Origin of the sequence: Mesorhizobium koreense (genome assembly GCF_031656215.1) — a bacterium.
GTDB classification, from domain to species: Bacteria; Pseudomonadota; Alphaproteobacteria; order Rhizobiales; family Rhizobiaceae; genus Mesorhizobium_L; species Mesorhizobium_L koreense.
Window position 1 is genome coordinate 2971080 of record NZ_CP134228.1, and the last position, 16703, is coordinate 2987782.

The 16703-nt window shown below is 62.4% G+C and carries 17 protein-coding genes; 14 read left to right on the plus strand and 3 right to left on the minus strand.

All coding sequences use genetic code 11. From position 1 onward, the window contains the following. Nucleotides 1–9 precede the first annotated feature (9 nt). The 4 genes from tatB (at nucleotide 10) to RBH77_RS14155 (ending at nucleotide 5621) form a co-directional block, all read left to right on the plus strand. The gene (gene tatB / locus RBH77_RS14140) at nucleotides 10–696 is read left to right on the plus strand and encodes a Sec-independent protein translocase protein TatB (protein WP_311028238.1); all 687 of its coding nucleotides are present in this window, start codon (nucleotides 10–12) and stop codon (nucleotides 694–696) included. After that, a complete protein-coding gene (gene tatC / locus RBH77_RS14145; RefSeq protein ID WP_311028239.1) occupies nucleotides 693–1571 on the plus strand; it encodes a twin-arginine translocase subunit TatC in 879 nt (292 codons plus the stop codon). The genes tatB and tatC overlap by 4 nt, the downstream gene beginning before the upstream one ends. A gap of 995 nt (nucleotides 1572–2566) precedes the next feature. After that, nucleotides 2567–5323, plus strand: a complete 2757-nt coding sequence (gene gyrA / locus RBH77_RS14150; RefSeq protein WP_311028240.1) for a DNA gyrase subunit A — start codon at nucleotides 2567–2569, stop codon at nucleotides 5321–5323. Continuing rightward, entirely contained in the window at nucleotides 5286–5621 is a 336-nt protein-coding gene (locus RBH77_RS14155) for a hypothetical protein (RefSeq protein ID WP_311028241.1), read from the plus strand. The genes gyrA and RBH77_RS14155 overlap by 38 nt, the downstream gene beginning before the upstream one ends. 88 nt (nucleotides 5622–5709) lie before the next feature. On the opposite strand, the gene RBH77_RS14160 is transcribed toward RBH77_RS14155, so the two are convergent. Then, nucleotides 5710–6147 carry a CBS domain-containing protein gene (locus RBH77_RS14160; RefSeq protein ID WP_311028242.1) on the minus strand — a complete coding sequence of 146 codons (438 nt, stop codon included), beginning with the start codon at nucleotides 6145–6147 and terminating at the stop codon, nucleotides 5710–5712. A gap of 179 nt (nucleotides 6148–6326) precedes the next feature. On the opposite strand from RBH77_RS14160, the gene RBH77_RS14165 reads away from it, so the two are divergent. The 6 genes from RBH77_RS14165 to tgt all read left to right on the plus strand — a co-directional run bounded on the left by RBH77_RS14165 (nucleotide 6327) and on the right by tgt (nucleotide 11015). Beyond that, the gene (locus RBH77_RS14165; RefSeq protein WP_311028243.1) at nucleotides 6327–6941 is read left to right on the plus strand and encodes a LysE family translocator; all 615 of its coding nucleotides are present in this window, start codon (nucleotides 6327–6329) and stop codon (nucleotides 6939–6941) included. A gap of 79 nt (nucleotides 6942–7020) precedes the next feature. Continuing rightward, nucleotides 7021–7530, plus strand: a complete 510-nt coding sequence (gene coaD, locus RBH77_RS14170; protein ID WP_311028244.1) for a pantetheine-phosphate adenylyltransferase — start codon at nucleotides 7021–7023, stop codon at nucleotides 7528–7530. 35 nt (nucleotides 7531–7565) lie between these two features. After that, entirely contained in the window at nucleotides 7566–8156 is a 591-nt protein-coding gene (locus RBH77_RS14175) for a peptidylprolyl isomerase (protein WP_371832778.1), read from the plus strand. 20 nt (nucleotides 8157–8176) lie between these two features. After that, nucleotides 8177–8689, plus strand: a complete 513-nt coding sequence (locus tag RBH77_RS14180) for a peptidylprolyl isomerase (RefSeq protein ID WP_311028245.1) — start codon at nucleotides 8177–8179, stop codon at nucleotides 8687–8689. Nucleotides 8690–8769: 80 nt separating this feature from the next. Then, a complete protein-coding gene (gene queA, locus RBH77_RS14185) occupies nucleotides 8770–9849 on the plus strand; it encodes a tRNA preQ1(34) S-adenosylmethionine ribosyltransferase-isomerase QueA (RefSeq protein WP_311028246.1) in 1080 nt (359 codons plus the stop codon). Beyond that, the gene (tgt, locus tag RBH77_RS14190) at nucleotides 9846–11015 is read left to right on the plus strand and encodes a tRNA guanosine(34) transglycosylase Tgt (protein WP_371832779.1); all 1170 of its coding nucleotides are present in this window, start codon (nucleotides 9846–9848) and stop codon (nucleotides 11013–11015) included. The genes queA and tgt overlap by 4 nt, the downstream gene beginning before the upstream one ends. A gap of 1 nt (nucleotide 11016) precedes the next feature. Here the strand turns inward: tgt and RBH77_RS14195 are convergent, their stop codons facing one another. Beyond that, nucleotides 11017–11559 (minus strand): MerR family transcriptional regulator, encoded by a 543-nt coding sequence (locus tag RBH77_RS14195; RefSeq protein WP_311028247.1) that lies wholly within the window; start codon nucleotides 11557–11559, stop codon nucleotides 11017–11019. 261 nt (nucleotides 11560–11820) lie between these two features. On the opposite strand from RBH77_RS14195, the gene RBH77_RS14200 reads away from it, so the two are divergent. The 4 genes from RBH77_RS14200 to RBH77_RS14215 all read left to right on the plus strand — a co-directional run bounded on the left by RBH77_RS14200 (nucleotide 11821) and on the right by RBH77_RS14215 (nucleotide 15744). After that, nucleotides 11821–12024: a hypothetical protein gene (locus RBH77_RS14200; RefSeq protein ID WP_311028248.1), complete on the plus strand. Its 204-nt coding sequence runs from the start codon at nucleotides 11821–11823 to the stop codon at nucleotides 12022–12024. A 242-nt stretch (nucleotides 12025–12266) separates the two neighbouring features. Beyond that, complete coding sequence (locus RBH77_RS14205) at nucleotides 12267–13259, plus strand: glycoside hydrolase family 25 protein (protein ID WP_311028249.1); 993 nt, start codon at nucleotides 12267–12269, stop codon at nucleotides 13257–13259. A gap of 184 nt (nucleotides 13260–13443) precedes the next feature. Further along, complete coding sequence (gene yghU / locus RBH77_RS14210; protein ID WP_311028250.1) at nucleotides 13444–14316, plus strand: glutathione-dependent disulfide-bond oxidoreductase; 873 nt, start codon at nucleotides 13444–13446, stop codon at nucleotides 14314–14316. 219 nt (nucleotides 14317–14535) lie between these two features. After that, nucleotides 14536–15744, plus strand: coding sequence for an MFS transporter (locus tag RBH77_RS14215; RefSeq protein ID WP_311028251.1), 1209 nt, complete (start codon nucleotides 14536–14538; stop codon nucleotides 15742–15744). Between the two features lie 278 nt (nucleotides 15745–16022). Here the strand turns inward: RBH77_RS14215 and RBH77_RS14220 are convergent, their stop codons facing one another. Beyond that, nucleotides 16023–16685: a hypothetical protein gene (locus RBH77_RS14220; protein WP_311028252.1), complete on the minus strand. Its 663-nt coding sequence runs from the start codon at nucleotides 16683–16685 to the stop codon at nucleotides 16023–16025. Nucleotides 16686–16703: the final 18 nt, after the last annotated feature.

The following is a 16703-nucleotide window of genomic DNA, read 5'->3' on the forward strand; positions in this document are numbered from 1 at the left end:
ACGGTATAGATGTTCGACGTCGGCTGGAGCGAGATGCTGGTGATCGCGATCGTGCTGATCGTGGTCGTTGGCCCGAAGGATTTGCCGCGTATGCTGCGCCAGTTCGGACGCACGACGTCCAAGCTGCGCACCATGGCGGGGGATTTCCGCCGCCAGTTCGACGAGGCGCTCAAGGAAGCCGAACTCGACGACGTCACTGAAACGTTGAGTTCGGTGCGCAAGATCAATCCGATGAACGAGATCCGGAAGCATCTCGCCCCGATCGAGGATGTCGGGCAGCAAGTGCGCGCCGGCCTCGACGATGCCTTGAAGCCGCAGCCGAAGCCAACTCCGGCCGAGACGGCTGCCGAGCCCGTGGCGGCGGAACCGCTGAAGAATGGCGCGGCCGCGCTGCCGGGCGAGGCGGCGCCCAAGCCGAAGAAGACGCCGGCACGCGCGAAGGCTGCCGTGGCGAAGACGGGCGCGCGAAAAACCGCCGCGCCAAAGATTTCCGCTTCGGCGGGTGTTGCGGCTCCCGTGAAAGCGGCACCGCCGAAAGCTTCCGGCAAGACATCGCCGAAGGCTGGTGCCGCCCCCAAAACGCCCGCGTCGAAAACGACCGCGGCCAAGGCTTCCAAATCGGCTTCGGCTTCGGCTAAAAGGGCGCCGGCCAGGACTGGACCGGCCGGCAGGAAAAAGACGGGAAGCGCCCGTTGAGCGCAGAAGACGACGAGATCGAGAAATCTTCGGCACCGCTGATCGAGCACCTGGTTGAACTCAGGCGCCGGCTGATCTGGTGCATCGCCGGCTTCTTCATTGCCTTCCTCGGATGCTTCTTCTTCGCCAAGCGGCTTTTCAACCTGCTGGTCATCCCATTCAAATGGGCGGTGGGATTGGCGCATCTCGACCCCTCCAAGGTCGAACTCATCTATACCGCGCCGCAGGAATTCTTCTTCACGCAGGTCAAGATCGCCATGTTCGGCGGCGCGGTGATCGCTTTTCCGCTGATTGCCGCGCAAATCTACAAATTCGTGGCGCCCGGCCTCTACAAGAACGAGCGTCACGCCTTCCTGCCGTTCCTGATCGCCTCGCCCATCCTGTTCCTGATGGGCGGCTGCCTCGTCTATTTCTTCTTCACCCCAATGGTGATGTGGTTCTTCCTGTCCATGCAGCAGGTCGGAAACGGGCAGGATGTGCAGATTTCGCTGCTGCCGAAAGTGTCGGAATATCTCAGCCTCATCATGACGCTGATCTTCTCATTCGGCCTCGTTTTCCAGCTTCCGGTGGTGACGACGCTCCTGACGCGCGTCGGGATCCTCACATCCGAAGGACTGAGAAGTAAGCGCAAATATGCGATCGTCATCGCCTTCATCGTCGCCGCCGTCCTCACACCTCCGGACCCGATGAGCCAGATCGGCCTCGCTTTGCCGACGATCGTGCTCTACGAGGTCGCCATCATCGCCTCGCGCTGGGTGGAGAGGAAGCGGTCGGAGGAGCGCAAGGAGAACGAAGAGGCAGGCTCTTCCGAATCCACCGTGCCATCCGAGATCGAGGATAAGCTCGCTCCGGAAGAGGCAAAGGCCGGCGAATAGGGACGGCAGAACCATCCTGCGCGTCATCCCCGAAGGCAGGCCGGTTGTCCGAGACCTATTCCGTAGCGGCGCGCAAGCGCGGCGGCTCCCCATTCTCGACGATTGTCGGAAGGCCAATGAAACGCCGTCATTCCCGACCTCGTGAGCGACTGGAAGGAGCGGAGAGTGTCGGGAATCCAGGCCTGAGCGATGTGTGGCGAGCCGGAGGGTTCGGAATGGACGGACTTCTTCATCACTGGTGTTCGTCCGTAAGGCCACAGCATGGATTCCCGACACTCTCCGCTCCTTTCAGTCGCTCACGAGGCCGGGAATGACGGAGGGAGGGGCCGACCGCCAAACGTGGACAGGATCGCGCCTGCCTGCCTCCGGAAGCCGCTGATCTCCGCGCTTTTCGCATTTTTCTTCTGTCGGTTTCTCCACGCCTCCTGCCTTTCCTCCATAATCCCCGTCAGTTCCTCCCATCGGGAACACCGATCATGACGGTGATTGCGTGGGGAGGAGCCGGCGCCTCCGCCGTGATGCCGACGTGGCATCATGGCCGGGGAGGTCCCGTCTGGAGGTTCCCCTGGGGGCACTATGACCCCTGCGTGCCGGATGAAGGCACACAGACCCGAAGCAGAAGAGCGCTTCGGGAGCAGCGGAACAGGCGGGAACAGAAATCGCCGGCGGGGCGCGTGTGTCGCGCCACGTATTTATATTCGGAAGGCACGGCCTCGCGCCCCGCTTCCCGACTTTCAATGGCCAGGGCCGGAAGGCAGCGTGGTGATGAGGGCATATGCCTCCATGGACGATGGCTTTCAAACGGGGATATTCGACAGATTTTCACCCGCGGCGGGGCGGGCGGGTAAAGTGTTTTTGCATCTTCGTTGCCTATGCCCTTATCCATTTGATATTTCATCAAAAAAGCCCTTCCGGAAATAGCCGCAGGCATTGGAGTTTGGCGCGGAATTCCTATATAAGAGAGACGTGATTCCCAATCAGCATCGTGATCCGTTTTGACTGACCAGACGACACCAAGCGGCCCGGGCGGGCCGTCGGACATAGAGCCGGTTTCCATCATCGAGGAAATGCAGCGTTCCTATCTCGATTACGCAATGAGCGTGATCGTCAGCAGGGCGCTGCCGGACGTGCGCGACGGGCTGAAGCCGGTGCATCGCCGCATCCTCTACGCCAGCCATGAGAGCGGCTATCACTGGAACCGTAAATATGTGAAATCGGCGCGTCCCGTCGCCGACGTGATGGGTAAATACCACCCGCATGGCGACGCCTCGATCTACGATGCCCTGGTGCGCATGGCGCAGGACTGGTCGTTGCGCGTGCCGCTCATCGACGGGCAGGGCAATTTCGGCTCGATCGACGGCGATCCGCCTGCGGCGATGCGTTACACCGAATCGCGGCTGACCAAGGTCGCGCACGAGCTTCTGGAGGATATCGACAAGGAGACCGTCGATTTCCAGGACACCTACGACGCCGCCTCGCAGGAACCGAAGGTCCTGCCGGCGCGCTTCCCGAACCTTCTCGTCAACGGCTCGGGCGGTATCGCCGTCGGCATGGCGACCAACATCCCGCCACACAATCTGACCGAAGTCGTCAATGGCTGCATCGCGCTGATCGACAATCCGGCGATCGACTTGCCGGAACTGATGGAGATCATCCCCGGTCCTGACTTCCCGACCGGCGGCCTGATCCTCGGCCGCGCCGGCATCTACAGCGCCTATTCGACCGGGCGCGGCTCGATCGTCATGCGCGGCAAGGTGCATTTCGAGACCATCCGTGGCGACCGCGAGGCGATCATCGTCACCGAGGTGCCCTTCCAGGTAAACAAGGCGACGATGCAGGAGAAGATGGCCGAACTGGTGCGCGACAAGCGCATCGAGGGCATCTCCGACATACGCGACGAGAGTGACCGGCAGGGCTATCGCGTCGTCATCGAGCTGAAGCGCGACGCGGTTGGCGACGTGGTGCTCAACCAACTCTACCGCTATACGCCGCTGCAAACCTCGTTCGGCGCCAACATGGTGGCGCTGAACGGCGGCAAGCCGGAGCAGATGACGCTCCTCGACATGCTGCGCGCCTTCGTGTCCTTCCGCGAGGAAGTCGTCGCCAGGCGAACGCGTTACCTGCTCAGGAAGGCGCGAGAGCGCGCGCATGTGCTGGTCGGCCTGGCGATCGCGGTCGCCAATATCGACGAGGTGATCCGCCTCATACGCAACGCGCCCGACCCGCAAAGCGCGCGCGAGCAGTTGATGACCCGGCGCTGGCCGGCGGGCGACGTTTCCGCGCTCATCACGCTGATCGACGACCCGCGCCACCGCATCAACGAGGACGGCACCTACAACCTGTCCGAAGAGCAGGCGCGCGCCATCCTCGAACTTCGGCTGCAGCGGCTGACCGCGCTCGGCCGCGACGAGATCGCCGACGAGTTGAACAAGATCGGCGTCGAGATCGCGGACTATCTCGACATATTGGGCTCGCGAGCGCGCATCCAGCAGATCGTCAAGGACGAACTCGTCGCGCTGCGTGACGAGTTCGGTACGCCCCGCCGCACCGAGCTCACCGACGGCGGCGCCGACATGGAAGACGAGGACCTCATCCAGCGCGAGGATATGGTCGTCACCGTCACCCATGGCGGCTACATCAAGCGCGTGCCGCTCTCGATCTATCGGGCGCAGGCGCGCGGCGGCAAGGGCCGTTCGGGCATGTCGACACGCGACGAGGATTTCGTCACGCGGCTGTTCGTCGCCAATACGCATACGCCGGTACTGTTCTTCTCCTCGCGCGGCATCGTCTACAAGGAGAAGGTCTGGCGGCTGCCGGTGGGCACGCCGCAGGCGCGGGGCAAGGCACTCATCAACATGCTGCCCATCGACAATGGCGATCGCATCACCGCTATCCTGCCGCTGCCGGAGGACGAGGGAAGCTGGGGCGAACTCGACGTGATGTTCGCCACCACTCGCGGCACGGTGAGGCGCAACAAGCTTTCGGACTTCGTTCAGGTCAATCGTAACGGCAAGATCGCCATGAAGCTCGACGAGGGCGACGAGATCCTCAATGTCGAGACCTGCACGGAAAACGACGATGTGCTGCTGACCGCGAATTCCGGCCAGTGCATCCGTTTCCCGGTCACCGATGTGCGCGTCTTCGCCGGCCGCAACTCGATCGGCGTGCGCGGCATCGCGCTTGGCGACAGCGACCGGGCGATCTCGATGACCATCCTCGGCCATGTCGAGGCCTCACCCGCCGAGCGCGCCGCCTATCTGAAGCGTTCCGGGGCGGAGCGTCGCGCTGCGGCTGGGGAGGGCGAAGAAGAGGAGATAGCCCTCACCAACGAGGATATCGGCGAGGAGACCGATCTTTCGGAGGAACGCTACCTGTATCTGAAGGATCACGAGCAGTTCGTGCTGACCGTGACGGAGTTCGGCTATGGCAAGCGCTCGTCCACCTATGATTTCCGCCTGACGGGACGTGGCGGCAAGGGCATCCGCGCGACCGATGTATCGAAGGTGGGAGAAATCGGCCGGCTGGTCGCGACTTTCCCCGTCGCCAACGAGGACCAGATCATGCTGGTTTCCGACGGCGGCACCGTCATCCGCGTGCCGGTGAACAATATCCGCTTCGCCAGCCGGGCAACCAAAGGCGTTACCATCTTCAACACGGCGGAAGGCGAGAAGGTGGTGTCTGTCGAGCGGATATCGGAGCCGAATGGCGAGGAAGATGAAGGCGAAAACGGAAACGGCGCGACGGAAGCCTAAGCTTTCGTCACGCCGTTTCGTGAAACTCGATACAGGAGACTGGTTACTTCGGAATATACCGGTTCAAAGTCTTGTTGCGCTCATCCAGCCGAACCTTCTCGGCTTCTTGGTGAAGGCCGAAAGCTGTAGCGATAAGCATGGCCAATGTCATGGCCGCGGCAAGCATGATAATCATCATGGTCCTGTACTCCTTGCCTCAACAACGGGCGGCGCTCGATTTGGTTTCATCGAGGATGAGGAAGATTGCCTCATCGACCCTGAAGCGTTGCTGGCTTCACCATTCATCTGTGGTTCATGAAGTGGAAATACAAGGCCATGCCGCTTGGTGCCGGCCGACACGTTTATTTGAAGCGGCAAGTGTTGCAGCGCGGGAACACCCGGCGAAATCACTGCCTGGCGACGGCGTAGTCGCGCAGCACGCTCTGCTCGAGTTCGAGTTCGTCCAGCCGATAGCGAACGACGTCGCCGATACTGACGATGCCGACCAGTTTCTTGCCTTCGACGATCGGGATATGCCGGATGCGCCGGTGCGTCATCAGCTTTGCGACGTGGGCAAGCGTCTCGCCGGGTGGGCAGGTGGTGACGGCGCCCGTCATCAGGTCCCTGACCTTCCGGTTCAGGACGTCCGCGCCGTGCTCGGCAAGGCCGTGCGCCACGTCGCGCTCGGAAATGATGCCGTCCACCGTGTTTCCCTGTTCGCTGACGACAAGCGCCCCGATCCGTTCCAGCCGCAATCGCTGCACCAGGTTTCCGATGCTCTCGTCCGGGCGCACCGTGTGCACCTGTTCCCCTCTTTTCGCCGCGAGAATGTCAGAGACATGCATGTTTGGCTCCTTTTGTTGGCGTATGCGCTGCAAGCTGGGCGGCTTCCGCGACAAAGGAGGCCGGCAGGCGGCGAATACTTATTTAATATAGCACCTAAATGGGCCGATTTCAGGTACCGCTTGCGCTGGCGGCGGAGCCGTGCATTGATCCGCCGTTTTCGACGTTGGAGGCCGCCCGCATGCCGGAATGGACAACGCTTCTTTCCTATGCGCTTGCATGTTTCGTGATCATCATCGTGCCGGGGCCGACCGTGACCGTCACGATCGCCAATTCGATGAAATACGGCACGCGCGCAGGCCTCCTGAACGTAGTCGGCACGCAGATCGGTCTGATGACCATGATCGCGGTTCTGGCGCTCGGCCTCTCCGCAATCGTTGCGGGGCTGGGCGATTTCTTCGACATATTGCGCCTGGCGGGCGCCGCCTATCTGATCTGGCTCGGCATCAAGCTCTGGCGCTCCGACGGGAACCTCGGCAGCGTCGATGCCGGTTCGCGAAGGCCCCGATCGTTCACGTTGCAGGGTTTCTTCGTTATCTGGTCGAACCCGAAGGCGCTTTTCTTCTTCGGCGCCTTCATTCCGCAATTCATCAATCCGGCCGGAAATACGGCGCTCCAGACCGTCCTTTACGGGGTGATCTTCATGGCCGTCGCCACCATCTTCGATGGCCTTTACGCGATCGCCGCCGGCCGCGCCGGAAGCTGGCTGTCGCGTGGCCGCATCCGCATCGCCGAGCGTATCGCCGGAAGCTTCCTGATCGGCGGCGGTGTCTGGCTGGCGCTGGCGCGTCGCTGAATGCAGTCGTTCGCGAGGGCTGTTCGACCCTGGATATCGGAAATTGCCTTTGCATCGCATGCCGGATAGAAGCGGCCCGATGAGCGCGCGTATTGCCATATATGGCGGGTCGTTCGATCCGCTGACCAACGGTCACTTCGACGTCCTGAAAGCGTCGCTTGCGGTCGCCGACGAGATCGTCGTTGCGATCGGCGTGCATCCGGGCAAGGCACCGCTGTTTTCCTTCGAAGAGCGCGTCCAGCTGATCGAGGTTTCCGCCGAATCGGAACTCGGCGAGGATCGCGCGCGGATCAAGGTAGTGGCCTTCGACGGACTCCTGATTGAAGCGAGCCGCAGGTACGGCGCCTCGATCATGATTCGCGGCCTGCGTGACGGCACCGACCTCGACTACGAAATGCAGATGGCCGGCATGAACGAGACCATGGCGCCGGAACTGCAAACCGTGTTCCTGCCGGCAAGCCCATCGGTCAGAACCATTACCGCCACATTGGTACGCCAGATCGCCTCGATGGGCGGCGACATCCGCCCGTTCGTGCCGGCTCCCGTCGCCGCCGCGATCAAGAAGAAATTCGCGTCCCGGGGTCGGTAGGCCGGGCCGGTTATCAGGATTTTCAGGAGAATTCCATGCAACTTTCCCGGCGTGCCCTGTTCGCCACCGTATTGATCGGCGCCGTCTCCCTGGCCGTACCCTCCTTCGCGGCCGATCCCGATAACACCATGATCATCACGCTGAAGGACGGCGATGTGACGATCGCGCTTCGGCCTGACCTCGCGCCCAAACATGTCGCTCAGATCAAGAAGCTGGTGCGGGAAGGGGCCTACGACCATGTCGCCTTCCACCGTGTCATCGCAGGCTTCATGGCGCAGACGGGAGACGTGAAATACGGAAACACCAAGAAGGGCTACAATGCCGAACTCGCCGGCACCGGTGGCTCCGACCTGCCCAACCTGCCGGCCGAGTTCTCCAAGGAACCCTATGTGCGCGGCACGGTCGGTATGGCGCGCGCGCAGGATCCGAACTCCGCCAATTCGCAATTCTTCATCATGTTCGCGCCCGCACCCTCGCTCGAGGGGGATTATACGGTCGTCGGCGATGTAGAGAGCGGCATGGAACTCGTCGACAAGATCAAGAAGGGTGACCCTGCCGAGAACGGTGCCGTCACCGATCCCGACGTCATGATCAAGGTCCGCATCGCGTCGGATGCGGCGAAATAGAGAAACGAAAGGAAGGCCCTGTGGCTGAAATAAAGGACCCCGAGAACACCCTCCTGATGGAGACGACCAAGGGCAATGTGGTCATCGAACTCTTTCCCGATCTCGCCCCCGGCCACGTCGCGCGTATCAAGGAACTGACCCGCGAGGGCGCCTATGACGGCGTGGTCTTCCATCGCGTCATCGATGGCTTCATGGCGCAGACCGGCGACGTGCAGTACGGCAAGAGCGGCGCCTCGTCCTTCAACCCCAGCCGGGCGGGTATGGGTGGCTCCGACAAGCCGGACCTAAAGGCCGAGTTCTCCAACGCGAATCATGGCCGCGGTACCTGCTCGATGGCGCGGGCGCAGAACCCGAATTCCGCCAACTCGCAATTCTTCATCTGCTTCGATGATGCGGGCTTCCTCAACCGGCAATATTCGGTCTGGGGCCAGGTGATCGAGGGGATGGACAACGTCGACAAGATCAAGCGCGGCGAGCCCGTACAGGATCCCGACAAGATCGTATCGATGAAGGTCGCGGCCGACGCCGCGTAGCCGGATCGTGACAGGGTAGTAGGACACCGCCGCGGCAATTCGCCGTGGCGGTTTGCGGGAAATGGCGCTATTGCCGCCGCATGAAAGTGGATCTGTTCGATTTCGACCTGCCGGAAGAGCGTATCGCGCTCCGCCCGGCTGTCCCGCGCGATGCGGCGAAACTGCTTGTCGTGCAGCCGCAGGGGGGACTTGAGGATCGTATCGTCCGCAACCTGCCGGATCTGCTCCGGCCGGGCGACGCACTGGTCTTCAACGATACCAAGGTGATCCCCGCGCAACTTGCGGGAACACGCGATCGGGACGGCACGATAGCCCATATCGACGCGACGCTGCATATGCGCGCCGGCCCGGATCGCTGGAAGGCATTCGTGCGCCCGGCGAAGCGGTTGCAGTCGGGCGACCGTATCCGCTTCGGCCATTCCGGCGAAGTCTGTTTCCTCGGCACGCTCGATGCAACGGTGATCGAGAAGGGCGAGGCCGGCGAAGCTTTGCTTGCCTTCGATCTTTCCGGCCCGTTGCTGGATGAGGCGATCCACGCCGCCGGTCATGTGCCGCTTCCACCCTACATCGCCTCGAAGCGAGCCGAAGACGAGCGCGACCGCACCGACTATCAGACCATCTACGCGCGCGAGGAAGGTGCGGTCGCCGCGCCGACCGCCGGCCTTCACTTTACGCCGGAATTGATGCGGGCGCTCGATGCGCGTGGCATCGAACGCCATTTCGTCACGCTGCATGTCGGGGCCGGCACCTTCCTGCCGGTCAAGGCGGACGATACGGTCGATCATCGCATGCATGAGGAGATCGGCCATGTTTCAGCCGAAACCGCCGCGTCGCTGAACGCGGTGCGGGCGAGGGGAGGCCGCATTGTTTCGGTCGGCACGACCTCGCTCCGGCTTCTGGAAAGCGCGGCGGACGATGACGGAAAACTGTCGGCGTGGTCGGGTTCGACGGATATCTTCATCACGCCGGGCTATCGCTTTAAATTCGTGGACGTGTTGATGACGAATTTCCACCTGCCGCGCTCGACATTGTTCATGCTCGTTTCTGCTTTTGCCGGGACGGAGACGATGAAGAGCGCCTATGCCCATGCGATCGAGGGTGGCTATCGATTCTATTCCTATGGCGACGCCAGCCTGCTGTTTCGGGCAGAGGCGTCATGAAGACGGAACTGTACGCGCCGGAAATGGCGTACCCGGCAAACGCCGAGTTCTCCTTCCGCCTTCTCGCTACGGACGGCCGGGCGCGACGCGGCGAGATCACCATGCCGCGCGGCACGGTGCGGACGCCGGCCTTCATGCCGGTTGGGACCGGCGGCACGGTCAAGGCGATGTTCATGGACGACGTACGCGCCACCGGCGCCGACATCATCCTTGGTAATACCTATCATCTGATGTTGCGGCCCGGTGCCGAGCGTGTCGCCCGGCTGGGAGGCCTGCACGAATTCGGCCGTTGGCCGTGGCCGATCCTGACCGATTCCGGCGGCTTCCAGGTGATGTCGCTGGCCAAGCTGCGCAAGCTTACTGAAAGCGGCGTCGTCTTCCGTTCGCATATAGACGGCGTGCCCTACGAGATGACGCCGGAGCGCTCGATCGAGATCCAAGGGCTGCTTGATTCGGACATCCAGATGCAGCTTGACGAATGCGTGCGCCTACCTGCCGATGAAGCCGATATCGAGCGTGCCATGGAAATGTCGCTGCGCTGGGCGGAGCGCTGTAAGATCGCCTTCGGCGAGCAGCCGGGCAAGGCCATGTTCGGGATCGTCCAGGGCGGCGATGTGGCGCGCCTTCGCGAGCGGTCCGCCTTGGCGCTGGCCGCGCTCGGCCTGAAGGGGTACTCGGTCGGCGGATTGGCGGTCGGCGAGCCGCAGGCAGTGATGCTCGACATGCTCGACGTGGTCGATCCCGTGCTGCCGAGGGACAAGCCGCGCTATCTTATGGGCGTCGGCACGCCAGACGATATCCTGAAGTCGGTCGGACGTGGCATCGACATGTTCGACTGTGTGATGCCGACGCGCGCCGGCCGGCACGGGCTTGCCTATACACGGCGCGGCAAGGTCAACCTGAAGAACGCCCGCCACGCCGACGATCCGCGCCCGCTCGATGAGGAGAGCGATTGCCCGGCCAGCCGCGACTACAGCCGTGCCTATCTGCACCATCTTGTCAAATCGGGCGAGGCGCTTGGCGCGATGCTGCTCTCATGGAACAATATCGCCTACTACCAGTCGCTTATGCAGGACATTCGCACCGCGATCGAGGCCGGCCGCTTCGCCGACCGCGCTACCGAAATCGGCGCCGCTTGGGAAAGAGGCGACCTGCCGTCGCTTTGACCTACCGCACCTGATCAAGGAGCCGCTTGCATTCGAGGAGGTCGAACAGCGCCTCCTGCAGGAGTGCGCGGTTATCGCGCGAAAGCTTGCCGCTGTCGGCTTGCACCGGTCCGTCATCGTCCGGCCGGCCGAGGCCGAAGAAACGCCGGCTGGGCTTCACCCTTGATTCGCCGACCAGCATCTCGTCGTCGCCCTGGGGGGCGGCGGTAGCAGCCACCAGCGCCGGACCGGAAGTCTGGCGGCGCTGCGCGATTGCCTCGATTGCCGCAAGGTCGCCGCTGCCGACCGCCACGAGGAACTGATTGCCGTTGTCGCGCAGCAGCTTCTGCACGCCCTTGATCGTATAGCCTTGATCATAGAGCATGTGGCGGATGCCCTTGATCAGGTCGACATCCTGCGGCCGGTAGTAGCGACGGCCGCCGCCGCGCTTCATCGGCTTGATCTGGTTGAAGCGTGTTTCCCAGAAGCGGAGCACATGCTGAGGCAGGTCGAGTTCCTCGGCCACCTCACTGATGGTCCGGAAGGCGTCGGGGCTCTTCTCCATCGCGGATTCCTTCGCAGCCCTACGATTCGCACAGCATTTCAGCGGTTTGTGAGAAAATATTCAAGCCAAAATACAGTGGAAGCGGGGGCTTCGCACCGATTTCCGCATTTTGTAGCACACGATTCCGTTAAGGAATGTGGCCAGCGCCCGGAAGCCGCCACGAACATTTCCCGCTTCCGCCAGGATTTCGACGTGCCTGCATCATTGGCAAGCCGCGATCGCGTTCTTATCTGAAAAGGAGGGCGGCAAGGAGAAAGCGACATGGACAAGGCCAGGGAAGCGCTGGAAGAACTGTTGAACGACCCCATCGTTCGCCTCGTCATGGCAAGCGACGGGGTTGAGCCCGAAGAGGTGCGCAGCCTTTTTGGAAGCGGTCAGGATGAGAGCGACGAAGAGGAAGCCGAATTGCCGGCGCTCCAAATGATCGCCTCCTCGCCCTGCGGACAGGGCATGTGCTGCATCTGATTGCGATCCGCAATCCACGGCGCCGGTATTAGCCTCAAAAATCCTGATTTTCGATCGACTGGTCGTTCGGCGGCAGGCCGTGGCGTGTTGCCGAAGGGGTCGGAGCGTATCGATGATTCGCCCAGCATCGAATTCCTAACATTTCGATTCAAACTTTGTTGGTACTTCGCCCTTAGGGTCCGAACCTGTATGTCGTAACGCGCGGTCGCGCGTGGTCTGTCTGGTACTGCGTACAGGTTGCAATGCGCCCGCCGAGCCTCGCCCTTCTTTGTCTCGCCCTGATGCTGCCCTCCGGCTGCTCGTCCACATCCGCCGTGGACGCGCTGCAATTGCCGGCGCCATCGCATGAGAAGACCGGCTCGATCGCGAGGCCGGCAGGTGTGATCGTGCCACCGGCTGCCGTGGGCGTCGGCCCGGTTGCCGAGATGGCAGTAGCCGACGAACCGAAGAAGCCCGAGCCGCTTGTCGCTATCGACGAAGTTGCGCCGCCGACGCCCCGGCCGCGACCAGGTCATGCCACGCGCGGCGTCATCTATGCCTACGGCTTCCGTGACGCGGATCCAGTGAATTTTGGCCGCCATTCGCCACGCAAGCTCGACGTGCATGGCGTCGATGTCTCGCGCTGGCAGGCCGATATCGATTGGGCCAAGCTCCGTCGGCACGGAGCCAATTTCGTCTATATCAAGGCGACGGACGGTGGCGACCATCTCGACCCGATGTTCATGAAGAACTGGCGGGACGCGGACGAGGCCGGGCTGAAGCGCGGCGCCTATCATTTCTTCTATTGGTGCCGGGTCGCCAGCGAACAGGCGGACTGGTTCATCCGCAACGTGCCGAAGGTGCAAGGCGCGCTGCCGCCTGTCATCGATGTCGAATGGAACCACCAGTCGAGTTGCAAGCGGCGGCCGTCGCGCGCCAAAGTGCTGGAGAAGATGCAGGTCTTCATGGACCGGCTGGAGCGGCATTACGGCCAGCGGCCGATCATCTACACCACGCCCGATTTCTATGCCGACAATCTTCAGGGCGTTTTCCTCGACTATCCGTTCTGGCTGCGTTCGACGGCCCAGCATCCGGGCAAGGTCTATCCGGGGCGTAACTGGCTGTTCTGGCAATATTCCGGCTCCGGCCTGTCGCAGGGCGTGGAAGGCCAGATCGACCTCAACGTCTTCAACGGCGACGAGAACGACTGGTGGGCGTGGCTCGGTGGCCGGCGGATGGTCGCGGATGCCGATTGACGAGCGTCGGTAGTCCGGTCCTTCCATAGGCACGGAAAAGAGCGATAAAAGCTGTTCTCGCCGGGATTCGAGGAACGGCGTGCTCGTGGCATATCCATTCTTGCCAACTCATATGTTGCCGTCACGGCTTCGATACCCCATGTTCTACGTTCATTGAACAAAGCCAACAGCCGGAAACCGAGACATGAGCGATTCCACCGAATACACCCCGCCGAAGGTCTGGACCTGGAACAAGCCGAACGGTGGCGAGTTCGCCAGCATCAACCGGCCGATCGCCGGGCCGACGCACGACAAGGAACTGCCGGTCGGCAAGCATCCTTTCCAACTCTATTCGCTGGCCACCCCGAACGGCCAGAAGGTCACGATCATGTTCGAGGAGCTTCTGGCGGCCGGTCACAAGGGAGCCGAATATGACGCATGGCTGATCCGGATCGGCCAGGGCGACCAGTTCGGTTCCGGCTTCGTCGAAGTCAATCCGAACTCCAAGATTCCGGCGCTGATGGACCGCAGCGGCAAGGAGCCGATCCGGATATTCGAATCCGGCGCCATTCTCATGCATCTTGCAGAAAAATTCGGCGCCTTCCTGCCGACGACGCAGCCGGCGCGCGCGGAGACGCTTTCCTGGCTTTTCTGGCAGATGGGCTCGGCGCCTTTCGTCGGCGGCGGTTTCGGTCATTTCTTCGCCTACGCGCCGAAAAAGTTCGAATATGCGATCGACCGCTACGCGATGGAGACCAAGCGCCAGCTCGACGTGCTCGACCGGCATTTGGCCGACCACGAATATATGGCCGGCAGCGAATACACGATCGCCGACATCGCCATTTTTCCCTGGTATGGCGGCGTTCTGAAGGGCTGGACCTACAATGCAGCCGAATTCCTGTCGGCGCATGAATACAAGAACGTGCTGCGCTGGACCGACCAGATCTATGCGCGGCCCGCCGTGAAGCGCGGCCGCATGGTCAACCGCACCTCGGGCAACCCCGCCGGCCAGCTCCACGAGCGCCACGACGCCTCGGACTTCGATACGAATACGCAAGACAAGGTGGCGGCCGAATAGGGCGACACTGGCACGAGCAGCGGGCGTTCTGGCGAACGCGGTTCCGCTGCTCCAATTTGATTTTCTTCGCCGCATTTGTGCGACGCCAGACGGTTCCGTCTGGCTGCAAAATGCTCTGGCGAAAAAAATTCGCACCGAACCCATCCGGATTGTCGGTATCGCCTGGGCCTTCACGTCCTTGGACGTGAAACGGCATGAACGGCAATCCGGAGAAGGGCCATGGTTCAGTTTTCCTATCGTTGGGTGATCGTCGCGGCGGGCGGCGTGCTTGGCTGCGTCGCCATCGGGTCGATGTTTTCGCTCCCGGTCTTCCTGCTGACGATGTCGAAGGAGACCGGCTGGTCGGTCACCGGCATATCGACCGCCATGACCATCGGCTTCCTCGCCATGGCCTTCGCCGCCATGATCGGAGGCGGCCTTTCCGACCGCTTCGGGCCGCGCGTTGTGGTGCTGACGGGCTCCGTCATCCTTGCGGCAAGCCTCGCGCTCGCGAGCCGAGCCACCTCGCTGATCGCCTTCCAGCTCCTCTTCGGCCTCGTGGTCGGCGGCGCGACCGCCGCTGTGCTGATACCGATGATGGCGTCCGTCGCCGGCTGGTTCGAGACGCAGCGCAGCCTCGCTCTGTCGCTCGTTTCCGCCGGCATGGGCATGGCGCCGATGACCATGGCGCCACTCGCCGCATGGCTTTTGACGATGCATGACTGGCGTGCCTCGATGCTCATCATCGCCTGCGTTGCGGCGGTGATCATGATTCCGACAGCACTTCTGGTGCGCCGGCCGCCGCAGCTCGAGGCTGGGGCGGGCGCCTTCGCCGGAGACGATCCGCAGCCCGACATGACGGTGCGTGAGGCGGTGCGCTCGCCGCAATTCCTGGTGCTGCTGGCGGCCAATTTCTTCTGTTGCGCCACGCATTCGGGGCCGATCTTCCATACGGTCAGCTACGCGATCACCTGTGGCATCCCGATGGTCGCGGCCGTCTCGATCTACAGCGTCGAGGGGTTTGCCGGCATGTTCGGCCGCATCGCCTTCGGCATCATGGGCGACCGCTTCGGCGCGCAGCGTGTGCTGGTGCTGGGGCTGCTCGCGCAGGCCTTCGGCGTGCTCTGCTATGTCTTCGCCAGCCAGCTTGGCCAATTCTACAGTGTCGCGGCGGTGGTCGGCTTCATCTATGCCGGCGTCATGCCGCTCTACGCGGTGATCGTGCGCGACAATTTCCCGCTCCGCATGATGGGCACCATCATCGGCGGCACCGCCATGGCCGGCAGCCTCGGCATGTCGCTCGGGCCGCTCGTCGGCGGGCTGCTCTACGACCGCTTCGACAGCTACGCCTATCTCTACATAGCCTCCTGGGGCATGGGGCTGGCGGCCTTCCTGATCGCCATGACTTTCCGGCCGTTTCCACGGAGGGAAGCGATGGCGGCGGCGTGAGGGCAGCGCCCTTCCTCGCCCCCTTCAGGGGGAGAGGTGGCCCGCGCGGCGGTCGGAGAGAAGAGTCTGCATCGTCTTTGCCACGCTGCCTTCCGGCCCTGGCTATTGTCAAAGAACTGACTTTCAGAAAAGAAGGAGAGAATGGGCTGAAGAAAATGCGGAAAGGGCAAGGGCTGCGTGGAATGGCAAGCATCAACATGTCCGCGCTTTCGCCGGCGCGGATGCCATTCCACAAAGAACTACGCGGTTTGCTCGACGCCTACGGATAATCGGCGATCTCAGCCGTTATTGTCGCACTGGACGATGGCCGGGTTGCCCATTTCCCATTTCGTCCCGGTCGGGTGATTGTAGCCGGCGACGTCGCGCGGTTGCCAATAGAAGGTCCAGGCTCCGTTGTTATTGAAGCCGAACACGGTCGCCGCTTTGCTGATCGAGGTGCCCTTATAGGTTGCCTTCGTCAGTTTCACGACCGTTCCGCCCCCGAATTCCATACCGATGTCGTGGTCCATGGCGTTCTGGTCGGCGAGCGCCTGCGGACCGGTGGTGCGGTTGAAGTGCCCGACCTTCGGATTGGCGCCTGGCCCGGCGGCGAAGGAGCAGCCGTTGACGCTGTCGGTGAAGAACATGTCCGCGCCGGGCGGGAATTGCGTCGGGTCCAGTCGCATCGTGCGAAAATCATTGTTGAAGAACGGCAGGTAATAGGCGTTGAACCGGTGCGAGTACTTGTGCGCGACGCCGGTGGCGCCCGTGACGATATAAGCCTTGCGGCTGCCGCCTCCAGCCGCGGTCGCCGTGTCCGTCGGATGCACCGTGATGTCGCATGAGACCAGGACGCCGTCGCGGTATTTCGGCGCCGCCTTAAGTCCGGATTTGATCTTGGTGTCGGTGGTAGGTGCGCTCGTGGTCTCTTGCAGCGCCACGATCAGAAGATTGGTTCTCATCCAAGAGACCGGATTGGC